General features: G+C 70.5%; 14 protein-coding genes. 6 read left to right on the forward strand and 8 right to left on the reverse strand.

Going from position 1 to position 16,005, the window contains the following annotated elements; all coding sequences use genetic code 11:
- Positions 1–72 precede the first annotated feature (72 nt).
- A complete protein-coding gene (locus A4E84_RS25485) occupies positions 73–1,323 on the forward strand; it encodes a L,D-transpeptidase (protein ID WP_062931610.1) in 1,251 nt (416 codons plus the stop codon).
- A 443-nt stretch (positions 1,324–1,766) separates the two neighbouring features.
- Complete coding sequence (locus A4E84_RS25490) at positions 1,767–5,021, forward strand: S8 family peptidase (protein WP_062928772.1); 3,255 nt, start codon at positions 1,767–1,769, stop codon at positions 5,019–5,021.
- A gap of 131 nt (positions 5,022–5,152) precedes the next feature.
- Here A4E84_RS25490 and A4E84_RS25495 read toward each other — a convergent pair whose 3' ends face one another.
- Positions 5,153–6,067 carry a helix-turn-helix domain-containing protein gene (locus A4E84_RS25495; protein WP_062928773.1) on the reverse strand — a complete coding sequence of 305 codons (915 nt, stop codon included), beginning with the start codon at positions 6,065–6,067 and terminating at the stop codon, positions 5,153–5,155.
- Between the two features lie 181 nt (positions 6,068–6,248).
- Here A4E84_RS25495 and A4E84_RS25500 point away from each other — a divergent pair, with 181 nt between their 5' ends.
- From A4E84_RS25500 to A4E84_RS25510, 3 genes are all read left to right on the forward strand, one after another.
- Positions 6,249–7,289 carry an NAD(P)-dependent alcohol dehydrogenase gene (locus A4E84_RS25500; RefSeq protein ID WP_062928774.1) on the forward strand — a complete coding sequence of 347 codons (1,041 nt, stop codon included), beginning with the start codon at positions 6,249–6,251 and terminating at the stop codon, positions 7,287–7,289.
- A gap of 204 nt (positions 7,290–7,493) precedes the next feature.
- Positions 7,494–7,877, forward strand: a complete 384-nt coding sequence (locus A4E84_RS25505; RefSeq protein ID WP_062928775.1) for a VOC family protein — start codon at positions 7,494–7,496, stop codon at positions 7,875–7,877.
- 117 nt (positions 7,878–7,994) lie between these two features.
- On the forward strand, positions 7,995–8,756 hold the full coding sequence (locus A4E84_RS25510; RefSeq protein WP_062928776.1) for an SDR family oxidoreductase: 762 nt from the start codon (positions 7,995–7,997) through the stop codon (positions 8,754–8,756).
- Between the two features lie 9 nt (positions 8,757–8,765).
- Here the strand turns inward: A4E84_RS25510 and A4E84_RS25515 are convergent, their stop codons facing one another.
- From A4E84_RS25515 to A4E84_RS25535, 5 genes are all read right to left on the reverse strand, one after another.
- Positions 8,766–9,707, reverse strand: a complete 942-nt coding sequence (locus tag A4E84_RS25515) for a DUF5829 family protein (RefSeq protein ID WP_062931611.1) — start codon at positions 9,705–9,707, stop codon at positions 8,766–8,768.
- Between the two features lie 82 nt (positions 9,708–9,789).
- Positions 9,790–10,485 carry a DUF4389 domain-containing protein gene (locus tag A4E84_RS25520; RefSeq protein WP_062928777.1) on the reverse strand — a complete coding sequence of 232 codons (696 nt, stop codon included), beginning with the start codon at positions 10,483–10,485 and terminating at the stop codon, positions 9,790–9,792.
- Between the two features lie 295 nt (positions 10,486–10,780).
- Positions 10,781–11,896 carry an AI-2E family transporter gene (locus A4E84_RS25525; RefSeq protein WP_062928778.1) on the reverse strand — a complete coding sequence of 372 codons (1,116 nt, stop codon included), beginning with the start codon at positions 11,894–11,896 and terminating at the stop codon, positions 10,781–10,783.
- Positions 11,897–12,009: 113 nt separating this feature from the next.
- Positions 12,010–12,684 carry a peptide-methionine (S)-S-oxide reductase MsrA gene (gene msrA, locus A4E84_RS25530; protein WP_062931612.1) on the reverse strand — a complete coding sequence of 225 codons (675 nt, stop codon included), beginning with the start codon at positions 12,682–12,684 and terminating at the stop codon, positions 12,010–12,012.
- Between the two features lie 80 nt (positions 12,685–12,764).
- Positions 12,765–13,886, reverse strand: a complete 1,122-nt coding sequence (locus A4E84_RS25535) for a hypothetical protein (RefSeq protein ID WP_062928779.1) — start codon at positions 13,884–13,886, stop codon at positions 12,765–12,767.
- Between the two features lie 118 nt (positions 13,887–14,004).
- Between A4E84_RS25535 and A4E84_RS25540 the strand changes: the two genes are divergently transcribed.
- On the forward strand, positions 14,005–15,159 hold the full coding sequence (locus A4E84_RS25540) for a cystathionine gamma-synthase (protein WP_062931613.1): 1,155 nt from the start codon (positions 14,005–14,007) through the stop codon (positions 15,157–15,159).
- A gap of 18 nt (positions 15,160–15,177) precedes the next feature.
- Here A4E84_RS25540 and A4E84_RS25545 read toward each other — a convergent pair whose 3' ends face one another.
- Positions 15,178–15,426 carry a hypothetical protein gene (locus tag A4E84_RS25545; RefSeq protein ID WP_062928780.1) on the reverse strand — a complete coding sequence of 83 codons (249 nt, stop codon included), beginning with the start codon at positions 15,424–15,426 and terminating at the stop codon, positions 15,178–15,180.
- Positions 15,427–15,451: 25 nt separating this feature from the next.
- The gene (locus A4E84_RS25550) at positions 15,452–15,955 is read right to left on the reverse strand and encodes a sigma factor-like helix-turn-helix DNA-binding protein (protein WP_062928781.1); all 504 of its coding nucleotides are present in this window, start codon (positions 15,953–15,955) and stop codon (positions 15,452–15,454) included.
- Positions 15,956–16,005 lie beyond the last annotated feature (50 nt).

Consider the following 16,005-nt stretch of genomic DNA (forward strand, 5'->3'; position numbering starts at 1 on the left):
CGGCGGGGGCACTCAGTTGTGACGGGAACACTCGGGGTTCTGGGGAAATCGGCAACGATGGAGAAGCGTGTGATGACGGTCAGTAAGCGGCGCAAGGGCCTGACGGTCGCGTCCGCACTGCTCGGCGGAGTGCTGATGCTCTCGGCGTGTTCCGGAGGCGACGACGGCGCCTCCGGGGGCGACGGCGGCGACAGCTCCCAGTCGAAGGTCGACGAGGCCGCGGCGAAGAAGGCTTCCGAGGCCCAGATCAAGATCACACCCGAGGACGGCTCCGACAACGCCTCCATCAACAACTCCGCCGCCGTCACTGTGAGCAAGGGCACGCTCACGAACGTGAAGATGACGACGTCGGAGGGCGCGGAGGTCAGCGGCCAGATATCCGCCGACAAGACCAGCTGGAAGCCCACCACCCAGTTGGAGCGGTCCACCACCTACAAGCTGTCGGCCGAGGCGAAGGACTCCGACGGACGCGTCGCCCACGAGAACGCCTCGTTCACCACGGTCTCTCCGGCCAACAGCTTCATCGGCAACTTCACGCCGGACGACGGCACCACCGTCGGCGTCGGCATGCCGGTCTCGATCAACTTCGACAAGGCGATCACCAACAAGGCCGCGGTCCAGAAGGGCATCAAGGTCAGCACGACCGGCGGCCAGGAGGTCGCCTGCCACTGGTTCAACGCCAACCGCATGGACTGCCGGCCCGAGGACTACTGGAAGGAAGGCTCCACCGTCACGCTGAAGCTCGCGCTCGACGGCGTCGAGGGAGCCAAGGGCGTCTTCGGCGTCCAGCAGAAGACGGTCACCTTCAAGATCGGCCGCAACCAGGTCTCGTACGTCGACGCGAAGACCAAGCAGATGAAGATCACGCAGGACGGCAAGGTCGTCCGCACGATCCCGATCTCCGCCGGCTCGCCCGAGAACAAGACCTACGAGGGCATCATGGTGATGTCCGAGAAGTTCAAGGAGACGCGCATGAACGGCGCGACCGTGGGCTTCACGGACGACGACGGCAAGGGCGAGTACGACATCAAGGACGTGCCGCACGCCATCCGCCTCTCCAGCTCCGGCACGTTCATCCACGGCAACTACTGGGGCGCGAAGTCCATCTTCGGCAGCGTGAACACCAGCCACGGCTGCGTCGGCCTCCAGGACGCCAAGGGCGCCAACGACCCGAACACCCCGGGTGCGTGGTTCTTCAAGAACTCGATGCTCGGTGACGTGGTGGTCGTCGAGAACACCGGCGACAAGACCATCGCGCCGGACAACGGCCTCAACGGCTGGAACATGAACTGGGCCGACTGGAAGGCCGGCTCTGCGGTCTGACGGTTCGCCGGCTTCGCTGACGAAAAGGCCGCCGCCCACCCCTCGCCAGGGGTGGGCGGCGGCCTTTTCGTCTCTTATCGGCCCGACGGCCATCACCCACGACTCGGCGATCGGGCCCCGTGCCTGGCGACGATCCGCAAGGGCCGGATCAGCGTCAAGGAGAACACGCGTGCGTAACCACGCTGCCCTGTAACGGAGTTCCGACGGCCGTGTAACAGTCAGCCGACGGAATTCTTACCTTCTTCTCATCTATTGAGCACCTGATCACCCCTCGGCATACTGCCTATTCCGGGGGTGTACGGGCATGCGTACGAGACCACCCCCGGCCGGGTGAACGGGGAATTCGCCCGGTTCTTCTGCAAGGGGGAAACTTGCGCAGACAAGTGAAAAGGGCGTGCGCGGCCACGGTCGCCACAGCGGCGGCCGTGGCCCTGGCGGCGGGTATGACCAGCCCGGCGTCGGCCAACGGCGAGCAGGCGGCAGCGTCCGCCAAGCCGGCGTCCCTTACCGCCAAGCACCGCATCACACTGATCACCGGCGACCGCGTCGTCCTGGACGCCAAGGGCCGTGTCATCGGCCTGGAGCACGCCAAGGGCCGCGAGAACGTACCCGTCCAGATCCGCAAGGTCGACGGCCACACCCTCGTCATCCCGGCCGACGCGGCCCGCTTGGTCGCCACCGGCAAGCTCGACCAGCGGCTGTTCGACGTCACCGAGCTCAACAAGTCGACGACCCGGAAGGCCCAGAAGAAGGGCCTGAAGGTCATCGTCGGCTACCAGGGCAGCGCCGCGTCCACCAAGGCCGACGTCCGTGACGCGGGCACCCTGAGCCGCACGCTGAAGACCCTGAACGCCGACGCGGTCCAGACGCCGCAGGCGGAGACGCCCGAGCTCTGGGACGCGGTCACCAACGGTGACAAGACCGCCTCCGGCATCGCACACGTCTGGCTCGACGGCGTCCGCAAGGCCAGCCTCGACAAGTCCGTCCCGCAGATCGGCGCCCCCAAGGCGTGGTCGGCCGGCTACGACGGCAAGGGCGTCAGGATCGCCGTCCTGGACACCGGTGTCGACGGCACGCACGCCGACCTCAAGGGCCAGGTCGTCGACGCCAAGAACTTCTCCAGCGCGCCCGACACCACCGACAAGGTCGGCCACGGCACGCACGTCGCCGCCATCGCGGCCGGCACCGGCGCGAAGTCCGGCGGCACGTACAAGGGTGTCGCGCCCGGCGCCAAGATCCTCAACGGCAAGGTGCTCGACGACGCCGGATTCGGCAGCGACTCCGAGATCGTCGCCGGCATGGAGTGGGCCGCCGCGCAGGGTGCCGACGTCATCAACATGAGCCTGGGCGGCCCGGACTCGCCCGCGATCGACCCGATGGAAGCGGCGGTGAACAAGCTCTCCGAGGAGAAGGGCGTCCTGTTCGCCATCGCCGCCGGCAACGAGGGCGACTTCGGCGAGCAGACCGTCGGATCCCCGGGCAGCGCCGCCGCGGCCCTGACCGTCGGCGCGGTCGACGACAAGGACAAGCTCGCCGACTTCTCCAGCCGCGGCCCCGGTATGGACGGCGCCCTCAAGCCCGACGTGACCGCGCCCGGCGTGGACATCACGGCGGCCTCCGCCGAGGGCAACCTGATAGCCCAGGAGGTCGGCGAGAAGCCGGCCGGCTACATGACGATCTCCGGTACGTCGATGGCGACCCCGCACGTGGCGGGCGCGGCGGCGATCCTCAAGCAGCAGCACCCGGAGTGGAAGTACGCCGAGCTGAAGGGCGCCCTCACCGGCTCCACCAAGGGCGGCAAGTACACCCCGTTCCAGCAGGGTTCCGGCCGGATCCAGGTCGACAAGGCCATCAAGCAGACCGTGATCGCCGAGCCGGCCTCGGTGAGCTTCGGCGTGCAGCAGTGGCCGCACACCGACGACAAGCCGGTCGCCAAGGAGCTGACGTACCGCAACCTCGGTACGAAGGACGTCACGCTGAAGCTGGCGTCGACAGCCACCAACCCGAAGGGCCAGGCGGCCCCGGCCGGCTTCTTCAAGCTCGGCGCCACCTCGGTGACGGTCCCGGCCGGCGGCAAGGCCTCCGTGCCGTTCACCGTCAACACCAAGCTGGGCGGCACGGTCGACGGAGCGTACTCGGCGTACGTGACGGCCACGGGCGGCGGCCAGACCGTCCGCACGGCGGCGGCGGTGCAGCGCGAGGTCGAGTCGTACGACGTGACGATGAAGTTCCTCGACCGCGACGGCAAGGCGGCGAAGAACTACAGCGCCGACCTGACCGGCCTCGCGGGCCTGGGCAAGGGTAAGTCGTCCATGCCGTACGACGAGGACGGCACGGTCACCGCCCGTGTCCCCAAGGGCACCTACGTCCTCAACGCGAACATCTTCGTGGGCGACGACCCGGAGAAGTTCGAGGGCGTCGACTGGCTGGCCCAGCCCAAGCTGAGCGTCACCAAGAACACGACGGTCACGCTGGACGCCCGCAAGGCCAAGCCGGTGAACATCACCGTCCCGGCCACGGGCGTCAAGTCGGAGTTCGCCTCGGCCGACTACACCGTGGAGGCCGGTGACGCGAGCCATGGCTTCGGCTGGTGGCTGGACTCCTTCGCCGACATCCGCACCGCCCACGTCGGTTCGCAGATCACCGACGGTTCGGTGACCCAGCAGTGGGACGGCCACTGGTCCAAGGGCGGCAAGGAGGAGTACAACATCGTCGCCGGCGGCCCGGTCAAGCAGCTCGCCACCGGTTTCACCAAGCACTACAAGGCCGGCGAACTCGCCACGGTGAAGGCGGGTCTCGGCGCCTCGGCGAGCGGCAAGAAGGGCTCGGTCAACGCGGTGGGCTGGATGCCGTGGAGCTCCAGCGCCTCCTCGATCGGCATGCTGCAGACGCTGCCCGGCACCCGCACTCTGCACCTGTCCGCGCAGGGCGGCGTGAAGTGGCAGCTCGAATTCGCGCAGTCCGGCGGTGTCGACGAGGACGGGTTCCCGGTCGACGAGGCCGCCTACGCGATGGGCACGCACAAGTTCGCCGCCGGCAAGAGCTACTCGAAGACCGTCAACACGGCTGTCTTCGGACCGCGCCTGACGACCGACTTCGGTGTCTTCCGCGAGGGCAACGAGATCTACGGTTCCCTGCCGCTGTTCGCCGACGGCAAGGGCAACGTGGGCTACTCCGACTTCTCCGCGGTCGACACGACCCTGTACCGCAACGGCACCAAGGTCGGCAGCAACGACGACCCGCTGTTCGGCGACAAGCAGTTCAAGGTCCCGGCCGGTGACGCCGCGTACAAACTGACGACGTCGGTCAAGCGCAGCGTCAAGGTCGCGGCGGCCTCCACGCGGGTCGACGCCAGCTGGACGTTCCGCTCGAAGAAGACCAGCGACATCACCAAGCTGCCCGTCTCCACGGCCCGCTTCCTCGCGGCCACGGGTCTGGACAGCAAGGCCCCGGCCGACAAGACCGTCAAGATCCCGGTCACCGTCGAGGGCGCGGCCAAGGGCAGCAACCTGAAGTCGCTGGCGGTGTACGCGTCGTACGACTACGGCAAGACCTGGAAGAAGCTCACCGTCAAGGACGGCAAGGTGAGCGTCAAGAACCCGGCGAAGGGGAAGGGCATCTCCTTCCACGCCAAGATCGCCGACAAGAAGGGCAACAAGTCGACGATCTCGATCTACAACGCGTACTTCGGCAAGTGACCATGCCGTAGGGCAAGCGCGTTGACGGCCCGTCGGAAGCCTCGGCTTCCGGCGGGCCTGCCGCGTCGGCAGGGGCTCTTTGACGGCACGGCAGCGGGCCGAGGAGCCCCGGGCCGGCCAGCGGACTCTTCCTACTCCGACGGCGCCGATGCCCTGGTGCCGGAGCGGGTCGCGTCCGCCCCCCAGCTCGCCAGCAGGCGCAGGGCCTCCGCCGAAGGGGTGCCCGGTTCCGCGTGGTACGTGATCAGGGACTGCTCGCCGTCGTCCACCAGGCGGAACGTCTCGAAGGACAAGGCCAGGTCGCCGACCAGGGGGTGGCGCATGCGCTTGACGCCGTAGCTCTTCTCCTTGACGTCGTGGGCGGCCCACAGGCGGCGGAAGTCCTCACTCTTCACGGAGAGCTCGCCCACCAGGGCCGACAGCCGCGGGTCGTCCGGGTGGCAGCCCGCGTCCATGCGGAGGTAGCCGACCATGTCGGACGCCTTCTGCTCCCATTCCAGGTACAGCTCGCGGTACTCCGGGCGGAGGAAAACCATCCGCGCCCAGTTCCGCTCCTGGGCCGGCACCTCGGCCCAGTCGCCGAAGAGGGCCGAGGCCATGCGGTTCCAGGCCAGGATGTCGGAGCGGCGTCCGACGATGTACGCGGGGACACTCTCGATCGAGTCCAGCAGATGCCGCAGCGCCGGCCGCACCTGCTGGCTGCGCGCCACCGTCTTCTTCTTGTGCTGCTTCGGCTTCGCCAGATGCATCAGGTGCGCGTGCTCGGCGTCGCTCAGCCGCAGAGCGCGCGCGATCGCGTCCAGCACCTCCGCCGAGACGTTGCGGCCGTTGCCCTGCTCCAGCCGCGTGTAGTACGCCACGGACACCCCGGCCAGCTGCGCCAGCTCCTCGCGGCGCAACCCGGGCACCCGGCGCCGCCCGAAGTCGGGCAGCCCCACGTCCTCGGGCTTCAGCCGGGCCCGCCGGGTGCGCAGGAACTCACTGAGGTCGGCGCGCCGGTCCAGGCCGCCACCGGCCGTCTGTGCGGGTTCGGGCTGTTCGTCCATGCCGTCCAGTATTCACGGTCGTACGCACACGAGCCTGACCCCACCAGTGGTACGCACCGTGTGCGTACGCAAAAGCGTGGTCTGGGTGAGCGCTCGCGGATCGGGCACGCTGGTGATCGTGCCCGGTCAGAAGATCCAGAAGGCAGCCGGGCACACGACCCCCGCTAGGAGAACCCCCGGCATGACCACTGTTGCTGCGTACGCCGCTCCCGCTCCCAAGGCTCCGCTGGAGCGCACCACCATCGAGCGCCGCGCGGTGCGCGAGTTCGACGTCCTGATCGACATCAAGTTCGCCGGCATCTGCCACTCGGACATCCACCAGGCCCAGGAGGGCTGGGGCGAGGCGATCTTCCCGATGGTCCCCGGCCACGAGATAGCCGGTGTCGTCACCGAGGTGGGTCCGGGCGTCACGAAGTTCGCCGTCGGCGACCGTGTGGGCGTCGGCTGCATGGTCGACTCCTGCCGCGAGTGCGAGAACTGCAAGGACGGACGCGAGCAGTACTGCGTCAAGGGCAACGTCCCCACGTACAACGGCATCGGCAAGGACGGCGAGCCCACCTACGGCGGCTACGCGCAGAAGGTCGTCGTCGACGAGAACTTCGTCGTCCGCATCCCCGACGGGCTGTCGCTCGACGTCGCGGCCCCGCTGCTGTGCGCCGGCATCACCCTGTACTCCCCGCTCCGGCGCTTCGGTGCCGGCCCCGGCAAGAAGGTCGCGATCGTCGGCCTGGGCGGCCTCGGCCACATGGGCGTCAAGATCGCCGACGCCCTCGGTGCCGAGGTGACCGTGCTGTCGCAGTCCCTGCGCAAGCAGGAGGACGGCCTGCGACTGGGCGCGGCCCACTACTACGCCACCAGCGACCCGAAGACCTTCGAGGAGCTGGCCGGCACGTTCGACCTGATCGTGTCCACGGTCTCCGCCCCGCTGGACTTCAACGCCTACCTGTCACTGCTGAAGACCGAGGGCACGCTGGCGAACGTCGGCGCCCCCGAGGAGCCGATCTCCCTCAACCTCTTCTCGGTGATCGGCGGCGGCAAGACCCTCGCCGGTTCCATGATCGGCGGCATCGCGGAGACCCAGGAGATGCTGGACTTCTGCGCCGAGCACGGCCTCGGCGCCGAGATCGAGCTGATCCGCGGTGACCAGATCAACGAGGCGTACGAGCGGGTCCAGGCCAGCGACGTGCGCTACCGGTTCGTGATCGACACGGCGACCATCTGAGCGATGACCCGCTGACTCGCTGGAACGCACCCCCCGAGGGCCCCGGACGTGTGCCGGGGCCCTCAGGGCGTTCGTGATGCACGACGGGGCGCACGCGTGATGCACGACGGGGCGCACGCGGGGTACACGTGGGGGAGTGCGCGGGGTACGCGTGAGGGGAGTGCACCGGGGGGGGTCCGCCAAGTACGTCAGGGGAGGCCCACCATGACCGTGCAGTTGAACCACACCATCGTCACCGCCCACGACAAGCGCGCCTCGGCCCGGTTCCTCGCCGACCTCCTGGGGCTCGACGTCAGTCCGCCCTACGGCCCGTTCCTCCCGGTCGAGATCTCCAACGGCGTGACACTCGACTTCATGGACAGTCCCGGCGCCATCACGCCGCAGCACTACGCCTTCCTCGTCTCGGAGGACGAGTTCGACGAGATCTTCGGCCGCATCCGGGAAGCCGGCCTGACGTACTGGGCGGACCCGTTCCACAGCCGTCCCGGCGAGATCAACCACAACGACGGCGGCCGCGGGGCGTACTTCGACGACCCCGACGGCCACCGCCTGGAGATCATCACGAGGCCCTACGGCAGCGGCGGCTGAGCCGCCGCCGGGCCTCCGCCCCCCGGCTCGTCACATCGTCGCGCCGCCACACGTCATACCGGCGAAAGGCGACATCACACGGCCAACGAGACACGGCCGACGAGCTGGGGAGCAGTCATGACATCACCGATCCTGGTCACCGGCGGCACGGGCACCCTGGGCGGCCACCTCGTCCCGCTGCTGCGCGCCTCCGGCCACGACGTGCGGATCCTCACCCGGCACGCCCGCCCCGCCACGGACGGCATCGCGTACGTCACCGGCGACCTGCTGAAGGGCGAGGGTGTCGAGGCCGCTGTCGACGGAGTGGAGACCGTGCTGCACCTGGCGGGCGGTCCCAAGGGCGACGACGAGGCGACCCGCACGCTGGTACGCGCCGCGTCCCGGGCCGGCGTACGCCACCTGCTCTACATCTCCGTCATCGGCGCCGACCGGGTGCCGCTGGCCTGGATGCGGACGAAGCTGGAGGCGGAAGGGGCCGTCGCCGGTTCGGGCATCCCGTGGACGACCTTGCGCGCGGCCCAGTTCCACGACCTCGTGTTCACCATGGTCGAGAAGACGGCGAAGCTGCCGGTGTTCCCGGTCCCCGGCGGCCTCCGGCTCCAGCCGGTCGATCCGCGCGAGGTCGCCGCCCGCCTCACGGAACTGGCCCTCGGCACCCCGTCCGGCCTGGTCCCGGACCTGACCGGGCCGGACGTCCACGACCTCGCCGCGCTGGCCCGCCCCTACCTCGGCCTGCGCGGCAGGCGCCGCCCCATGCTGCCGGTGCGCATCCCCGGCAAGGCGGGGCGGGCGTACCGGGCGGGGGCGAACCTGACGCTGGACGGGGCGCAGGCGGGGAAGCGGACGTGGGAGGAGTTCCTGAGGGAGAGGCTTGCCTAGGCGGTGCCCCTAGGACCCTTGGCCCGCTGTGCCGGGCGGGTCCTGCTCCTGGAAGGTCCACACCGCGCGTGAGCCCGGGCCGACCACGAGGGCCGAGTGGCCGATCCGCTCCACGTGCCGGTACGACACCGGCTGGTTCAGTGACATCTCGACCTGCTTGAGGCCCACCTGCTCCACGGGCACGGAGTCGAAGCGGATCGTGGTGCCGCCGCCGTTCGCGACGACGCCCCCACCCGGCAGGGACCGGACCGCGAAACCGCCGGCCTTCAGCAACGGCACCGTGCTGGCGAGGTCCCGTGCGGTCACCGCGAGCCGGATCCCGGTCACGTCCCGCATCAGACGGTCGCGGTAGGTGTCGGGCAGGTAGCGCTCCCGGCCCACGTCACCGGGGTGGGCGGCGGGCTCTGTGTTGCCGCGCGGGTCGGCGAAGTACTCCGGCCGGTACTCCATCCCCCAGGTGCCGAACAGGTCGTACTCGCCGGTGGTGAAGACGGCGTCGAACCAGGGCACGGGAACGCCGTCGCCGAAGTCGCGGGTCTGCCGGAACTCGACAGGGTCGGTGATCCCGGCCTTCCGCAGCCGTTCGACCACCGTCGGCAGGTCACCGGCGCGCTCGGTGGACACGCCCATGCCGGTGGCGCCGAGGGTGCCGTCCTTGCCGGGCAGGTCACCCACCCCGAACAACTCCAGGTAGGTCTCGCGCCCCATCAGATAGCGGCCGGTCCAGGTCTGCCCGCCGGCACCGGTCGTGGTGCGGACCTGGAAGGCGGCGAAGTCCCGGAGGTAGGAGGAGTGCTCGATGGCGTCCGCGGTCTCCCGGTCGAGCACGCCGTAGGCATGGTTGTAGAACAGCAGTTGCCGCCCGGTCGCCGTGCCGTCCTCCTCCGCCCGCGCCGTGCCCGATCCGCCCTGGACCGCCCCCGCGAGGGCCAGAGCGATGACCATGATCAGCTGTAACGCTCGTCTGAGAACCATGCGAGGGAGCGTAGGGCGGGAGGAAACGCTTCCGCTGTGGATTGCGCCCTTTGCGGGGTCAGGCCTTGGTCAGCGGGTCCGCCGGTGGCGGCGATGCCGGTGGTGACGCCGGTGCGGGCTCCTGCCCGCCCATGTCGAGCCGGAACGGTGGGTACTGGTCCGTCAGCAGCGCGGCGTAGGCCGCCACCCGCGCCGCCCAGCGGGCGAGGCCGATCAGGAAGTCGAAGAGGTGCCTCGGGTAGCGGGCTGTGAAGAGCAGGATGACGACGGCCACCAGGGAGAGGAACGGCATCAGCCCGCCGCCCCGCCAGGTGTCCCCGCCGTCCCAGCCGCCACCGGCGAACATCGCGACGACGACGTACTGGGGAATCGCCAGCAGCCACCACTTCACCAGCACCAGTCCGCGCGACAGCCGCTCGGGGTAGGCGACGTCGAAGCGCGCCGGGTAGTCGGGTACGTCGGCGAGAGTGAACGGCGGGTACCGGTCGGTGCCGAGCGCGGTGTGCGCGTAGTAGGTGACCCGCCAGTTCCAGCGCAGTACACCGACGCTGAAGTCGAAGAGGGGACGGGGGTAGCGCGCGGTGAACAGGACGGCGAAGAACGCGATCACGGTCACGACGGCGAACGCGATCCACAGGAAGAACAGCACGACGTAGTGCGGGATGGCGAGCAGCCATTTCACCAGCCACAGCCATCGGGACAGCCGGGGATCGACGGACGCTTCCAGACGTACGGGTGACGCGGCAGGAACCATGGGCGGCACTCCTCTCGCCTGCAGACTCGCAAGCGGGAAGCGGCCCCGCGACCTGGACGGGGCCGTTCGCGCGGCGCCGTCCGCCCCGATCACGGGCTCCGGCTACGGGCCTCGGCCGGTCCGGGACACCGGCTCCGGGTACCGGCTTCGGCCGGCCCGGCCGCGAGCTCAGGCCAACGGCCCCGGCTGCCCTGGTCACGGGCTCCGCCTTCCCGGTTACCGGCCTGGCCGGTAACCGGCTCCGGCTGTCGGCTCCGGTCATCGGCTCCGGCTGCCGGCCCCGGCTACCGGCCCATCAGGACGGGTCGGCGGCGTCGGCGTCCGGCTCGCCGGTGCTCGCCTCGTCCGCCGGATCGATCAGTTGCTCCCGCACGTAGTTCCAGACCACCGCGATCAGCGCGGCGACCGGGACGGCGAGCAGGCTGCCGACGATGCCGGCCAGGCTGCCGCCCAGGGTCACCGCCAGCAGCACGACGGCCGCGTGCAGGCCCAGGCCGCGGCTCTGGATCATGGGCTGGAAGACGTTGCCCTCCAGCTGCTGCACCACGACGATGATCGCCAGCACGATCAGCGCGTCCGTCAGGCCGTTGGAGACCAGCGCGATGAGCACCGCGACGAACCCGGCGAACAGGGCGCCGATGATCGGCACGAACGCGGAGACGAAGGTCAGCACGGCCAGCGGAAGCACCAGGGGAACGCCCAGGATCCACAGGCCCAGGCCGATCAGCACGGCGTCGAGCAGGCCGACCGCCGCCTGGGAGCGCACGAAGGAGCCCAGGGTGGCCCAGCCGCGCTCGAACACGGTCGGCACGTCGGTGGCGAGCCGGCCGGGCAGCTGACGGGACAGCCACGGCAGGAACCGCGGGCCGTCCTTGAGGAAGAAGAACATCAGGAACAGCGCGAGGACGGCGGTGACGACACCGTTGACCACGGTGCTCACCCCCGTGACGACCGCGCCCACCATGCTGCCGACGCCCTCCTGGGCGCGCGCGACCGCACTGTCGAAGGCCTGGTTGATCTGCGCGTCACCGATGTTCAGCGGCGGCCCGGCGGCCCACTCGCGCAGCCGCTGGATGCCCTGCACGACACCGTCGGTCAGCTCCCCGGACTGGGACGCCACCGGCACGGCGATCAGTGCGACCACACCGGCTGCGACCAGCAGGAACAGCACGGTCACGACCGAGGCGGCCAACGCGGGCGGCCACCCCCGGCGGCGCAGGAACCGGGCCGCGGGCCAGGTCAGCGTGGTCAGCAGCAGCCCGACCACGAGCGGCCACACCACCGACCACATCCGGCCCAGCAGCCACAGGGTCACGGTCAGCCCGGCCAACACCAGCAGAAACTCAGCGGACACCCGCGCGGATATCCGCAACGCGGCACGGGATCTGTCGGAACTCAGAGGCGCAGTCACGCAGGCACCCTATTGGCTGCGAGCGCACCCGCAGCAGCCCCGCCCCCGGAAGCGCGCCGTCAGCGGACGGCGTACCAGCTGAGGATGCGCAGTGCCCAGCGGAGCCCGAAGGGTCACCCACCGGCCTTGGCGACACCGATCGGGCAAGACACCCCCGTGCCGTCCACCCCGCAGTACCCGTTCGGGTTTTTGCTGCTTGAAAGGTACTGCTGGTGGTATCCCTCCGCCGGATAGAAGGGGCGGCCCTGCGCCGAGACGATCTCCGTGGTGATGCTGCCGTAGCCGGAGGAGGTGAGGACCTTCTGGTACGCCTCGCGGGAGGACCTGGCGGTGGCCTCCTGCTCGGGGGTGTGGGTGTAGACCGCCGAGCGGTACTGCGTGCCCACGTCGTTGCCCTGGCGGAAGCCCTGCGTGGGGTCGTGGGACTCCCAGAACGTCTTGAGGAGGCGCTCGTACGAGATCCGCGCCGGGTCGAAGACCACGCGCACGACCTCCGTGTGGCCGGTCAGGCCCGAACAGACCTCCTCGTACGTGGGGTTCTCCGTGTGACCGCCCTGGTAGCCGACGAGCGTCGTCCACACACCGGCCGGGAGCTGCCAGAACTTGCGCTCCGCGCCCCAGAAGCAGCCCAGGCCGAAGTCGGCGGTCTCCAGGCCCTCGGGGTAGGGGCCGAGCAGCGGGTTGCCGAGGACGGTGTGGCGGTCGGGGACCGTGAACACCGGCTCCGGGCGGCCGGGCAGCGCCTGCTCGGGGGTCGGCAGGTGGGGCGTGCGGCTGTGCGCGAACATGCGGTCTCCCATCGGGTCGGCGTCCTCTGCAACGTGCCGGGACTTCCCGGAATTCCGGCGGGGAACCGCAAGGGCCGGCGTCAGTGCGGCAGGCTCGCGGGGCTGCCGCCGTTCGCCTCGTAGCCCGCCACCGCCAGCGCCCGGTACACCGCGAACTCCGCCGCCGGGTCGGCTGACAGCGTCCAGGGCAGGGCGCCCACATGGCCGTCGATGTGGACCAGCTGGTTCATCGCCTCCGACCAGCGTTCGCTGCGGACCAGGAAGAACACCAGCATGTGCCGTACGTGCGCCAGCATCGGGTCGTCCGGCCGGGCCGAGTGCACCGCGTGCAGCGCGCCGTGGACCGCCTTCGTGACCACCTCGCTCTGCCAGAAGCTCGCGACGAGGGTCACCTCGGGGAGGTGCTCGAACACCGCGAAGAGGGGCATCGCCGAGAGGAGGGAGCCCTGGGGAGCCCGGGCCGCCGCGGCCTCGGCGAACGAGTAGGCCTCCGCGCGGGAGCCGTGCCACTTCTCGCACCAGTAGTGCAGCGCGGCCAGGTGCGCCCCCATGTGGGCCGGGGCGCGGTCCAGGATCTTCAGCCAGATCTGCTCGAAGTCCTTCTGGGAGTAGCCGAGACCGCGGGCCACCGACAGCTCGACGATGTAGGGGATCGGGTCGCCGGGGGCGAGCAGCGCCGCCTCGCCACACGCCGTCCTCGCCTCCTCCATGATGATCCGGAACTCGTCCGTCCCGGGTGTGGCCGTACGCCAGGCCTGCTGCACGAGGAACTCGGCGTGCACCGCCGCGCCGCCCGCGTCCTTGGGCGCCTCGGCCCGCCACACGCGCAGCCACTGCCCGCCCGGCGCCTCGCTCACCCCGCCGGACCGCCGCGAGAGCTCCAGCGAGGCGGCGCCCGCGAAGGCCTGGACGCGCTGCCAGCGCCGCTCGCCCTCCGTCTCCGTGCCCGCCAGGAGCTGCTGCGCGGCGCGGTAGTCCTGCGTGCGCTGCACCACGTCCAAGACGTCCAGCAGGTCCTGGTCGGGGCCGGGCATGCGGATGTCGAGCTCCTCCTCCAGGACGAAGCCGTAGTTCGCCGGGTCGGCCGCGTCCGGGTGGTCGGGCGAGACCAGCCCTATCGCACCACCGCGCCTGCGCCGCAGGAAGGGGAGCAGCACGAAGCCCAGCATGACCAGCGCGATCAGGACCCAGAGAATCTCCATGCAACAAGCGAACCAGACCGCGCCGACAATTGGCCAACCTGCTCCCCGAACCTGTGGAAAACCCCGCGTCACCCGGACCCCCGGCACTCTTCGCCCCGGCGCACTACCCTCGGTGCTCATGAGCGACAGGCACATCAGTCAGCACTTCGAGACGCTCGCGATCCACGCGGGCAACACCGCCGACCCCCTGACGGGCGCGGTCGTCCCGCCGATCTACCAGGTCTCGACCTACAAGCAGGACGGCGTCGGCGGCCTGCGCGGCGGCTACGAGTACAGCCGCAGCGCCAACCCCACCAGGACCGCGCTGGAGGAGAACCTCGCCGCCCTGGAGGGCGGCCGCCGCGGTCTCGCGTTCGCGTCCGGGCTGGCGGCCGAGGACTGCCTGCTGCGTACGCTGCTCAGCCCGGGCGACCACGTGGTCATCCCGAACGACGCGTACGGCGGCACGTTCCGTCTGTTCGCCAAGGTCGTCGCCCGCTGGGGTGTGGAGTGGTCGGTCGCCGACACGAGCGACCCGGCCGCGGTGCGGGCCGCCGTCACCCCGAAGACCAAGGTCGTCTGGGTGGAGACCCCCTCCAACCCGCTGCTCGGCATCACCGACATCGCCGCCGTCGCCCAGGTCGCCCGGGACGCGGGCGCCCGCCTCGTCGTCGACAACACCTTCGCCACGCCCTACCTCCAGCAGCCGCTGGCGCTGGGCGCGGACATCGTCGTGCACTCGCTGACCAAGTACATGGGCGGTCACTCCGACGTCGTGGGCGGCGCGCTGATCACCGGCGACGCCGGCCTCGGCGAGGAGCTGGCCTTCCACCAGAACGCGATGGGCGCGGTCGCCGGCCCCTTCGACTCCTGGCTGGTGCTGCGCGGCACCAAGACCCTGTCCGTGCGCATGGACCGGCACAGCGAGAACGCGGCCAAGATCGCCGACATGCTCACCCGGCACGCGCGCGTGAGCAGCGTGCTCTACCCGGGGCTGCCGGAGCACCCGGGTCACGAGGTCGCCGCCAAGCAGATGAAGTCGTTCGGCGGCATGGTCTCCTTCCGTGTCGAGGGCGGTGAGGAGGCGGCCGTCGAGGTGTGCAACCGGGCGAAGATCTTCACGCTGGGCGAGTCCCTGGGCGGCGTCGAGTCGCTGATCGAGCACCCCGGCCGCATGACGCACGCGTCCGTGGCCGGCTCGGCGCTGGAGGTTCCCGGTGACCTGGTGCGTCTGTCCGTGGGCATCGAGAACGCCGAGGACCTGCTGGAGGACCTTCAGCAGGCGCTCGGCTAGACCGGCCCCCTCACGGGGTCACCAGCCGCTCAGGGGTGGAGTCGTCTCGGACGGCGGTTCCACCCACGGGCGGGCCGTCAGCGCCCACACGGTGAACGCCAGGGCCGCCGCGAGCATCAGCAGCCACAGAGCGCGGCGGGCGAGCGTCCGGCGCCGCAGCATGCGGCCGCCGCGGCGCACCGCCTCCGTGTGGATCTCGGGCGGCAGGGAGCGTGGCGCCTGCTCCAGGAGCCGTCGTACGGCCGCCTCGCGGTCGTTCCCGCTCATGTCGCCCTCCGGTCGCGGTCCGGGCTCATGACGGCACCGCCTTGGTGGCCCTCACCGCGGGCGCCGGGCCCCGCGGCCTGTGCAGCAGGGTCGATGTGGCCCGGTGGCAGATCGCCCGTACGCGCTCCGGGGACAGGCCGAGCAGGGCCGCCGTCTGCTCCTCGGCGACGCCTTCGTGGAGCCGGAGGACCAGGACCAGCCGTTCCTGCGGGGTCAGCGGGGCCAGAGGGCCCGCGGGGTCCGGGCGGGAGCGGCCGAGCCCGCCGTGGTGGTGCCACGCGCCGCGCGCGAAGCGGACGGCGAGGTGCGAGCGGGTGCGGTCGTAGGGGTCCTCGCCGCGCAGCCGGTCCCAGCTCGCGTACGTGTGGGCCAGTGACAGCGTCAGAAGGCGCCGCGCGCGGGGGTTGTCGTCCGGGGCCTCCGCGGTGAGCAGCGTGGCGGCGTGCAGCAGCCGCCCGGCCGCGCCCGCGACGAACGCCTCGAACTCCCGGGCGCGACGGGTTGCCCGGGACGCATGCCGCTCCAGCACCGCGCCTCCCGCCTGACGGCGACCCTGAGGATGCGGGCACCCGCCGCACA

This window comes from Streptomyces qaidamensis (assembly GCF_001611795.1).
Classification (GTDB): domain Bacteria; phylum Actinomycetota; class Actinomycetes; order Streptomycetales; family Streptomycetaceae; genus Streptomyces; species Streptomyces qaidamensis.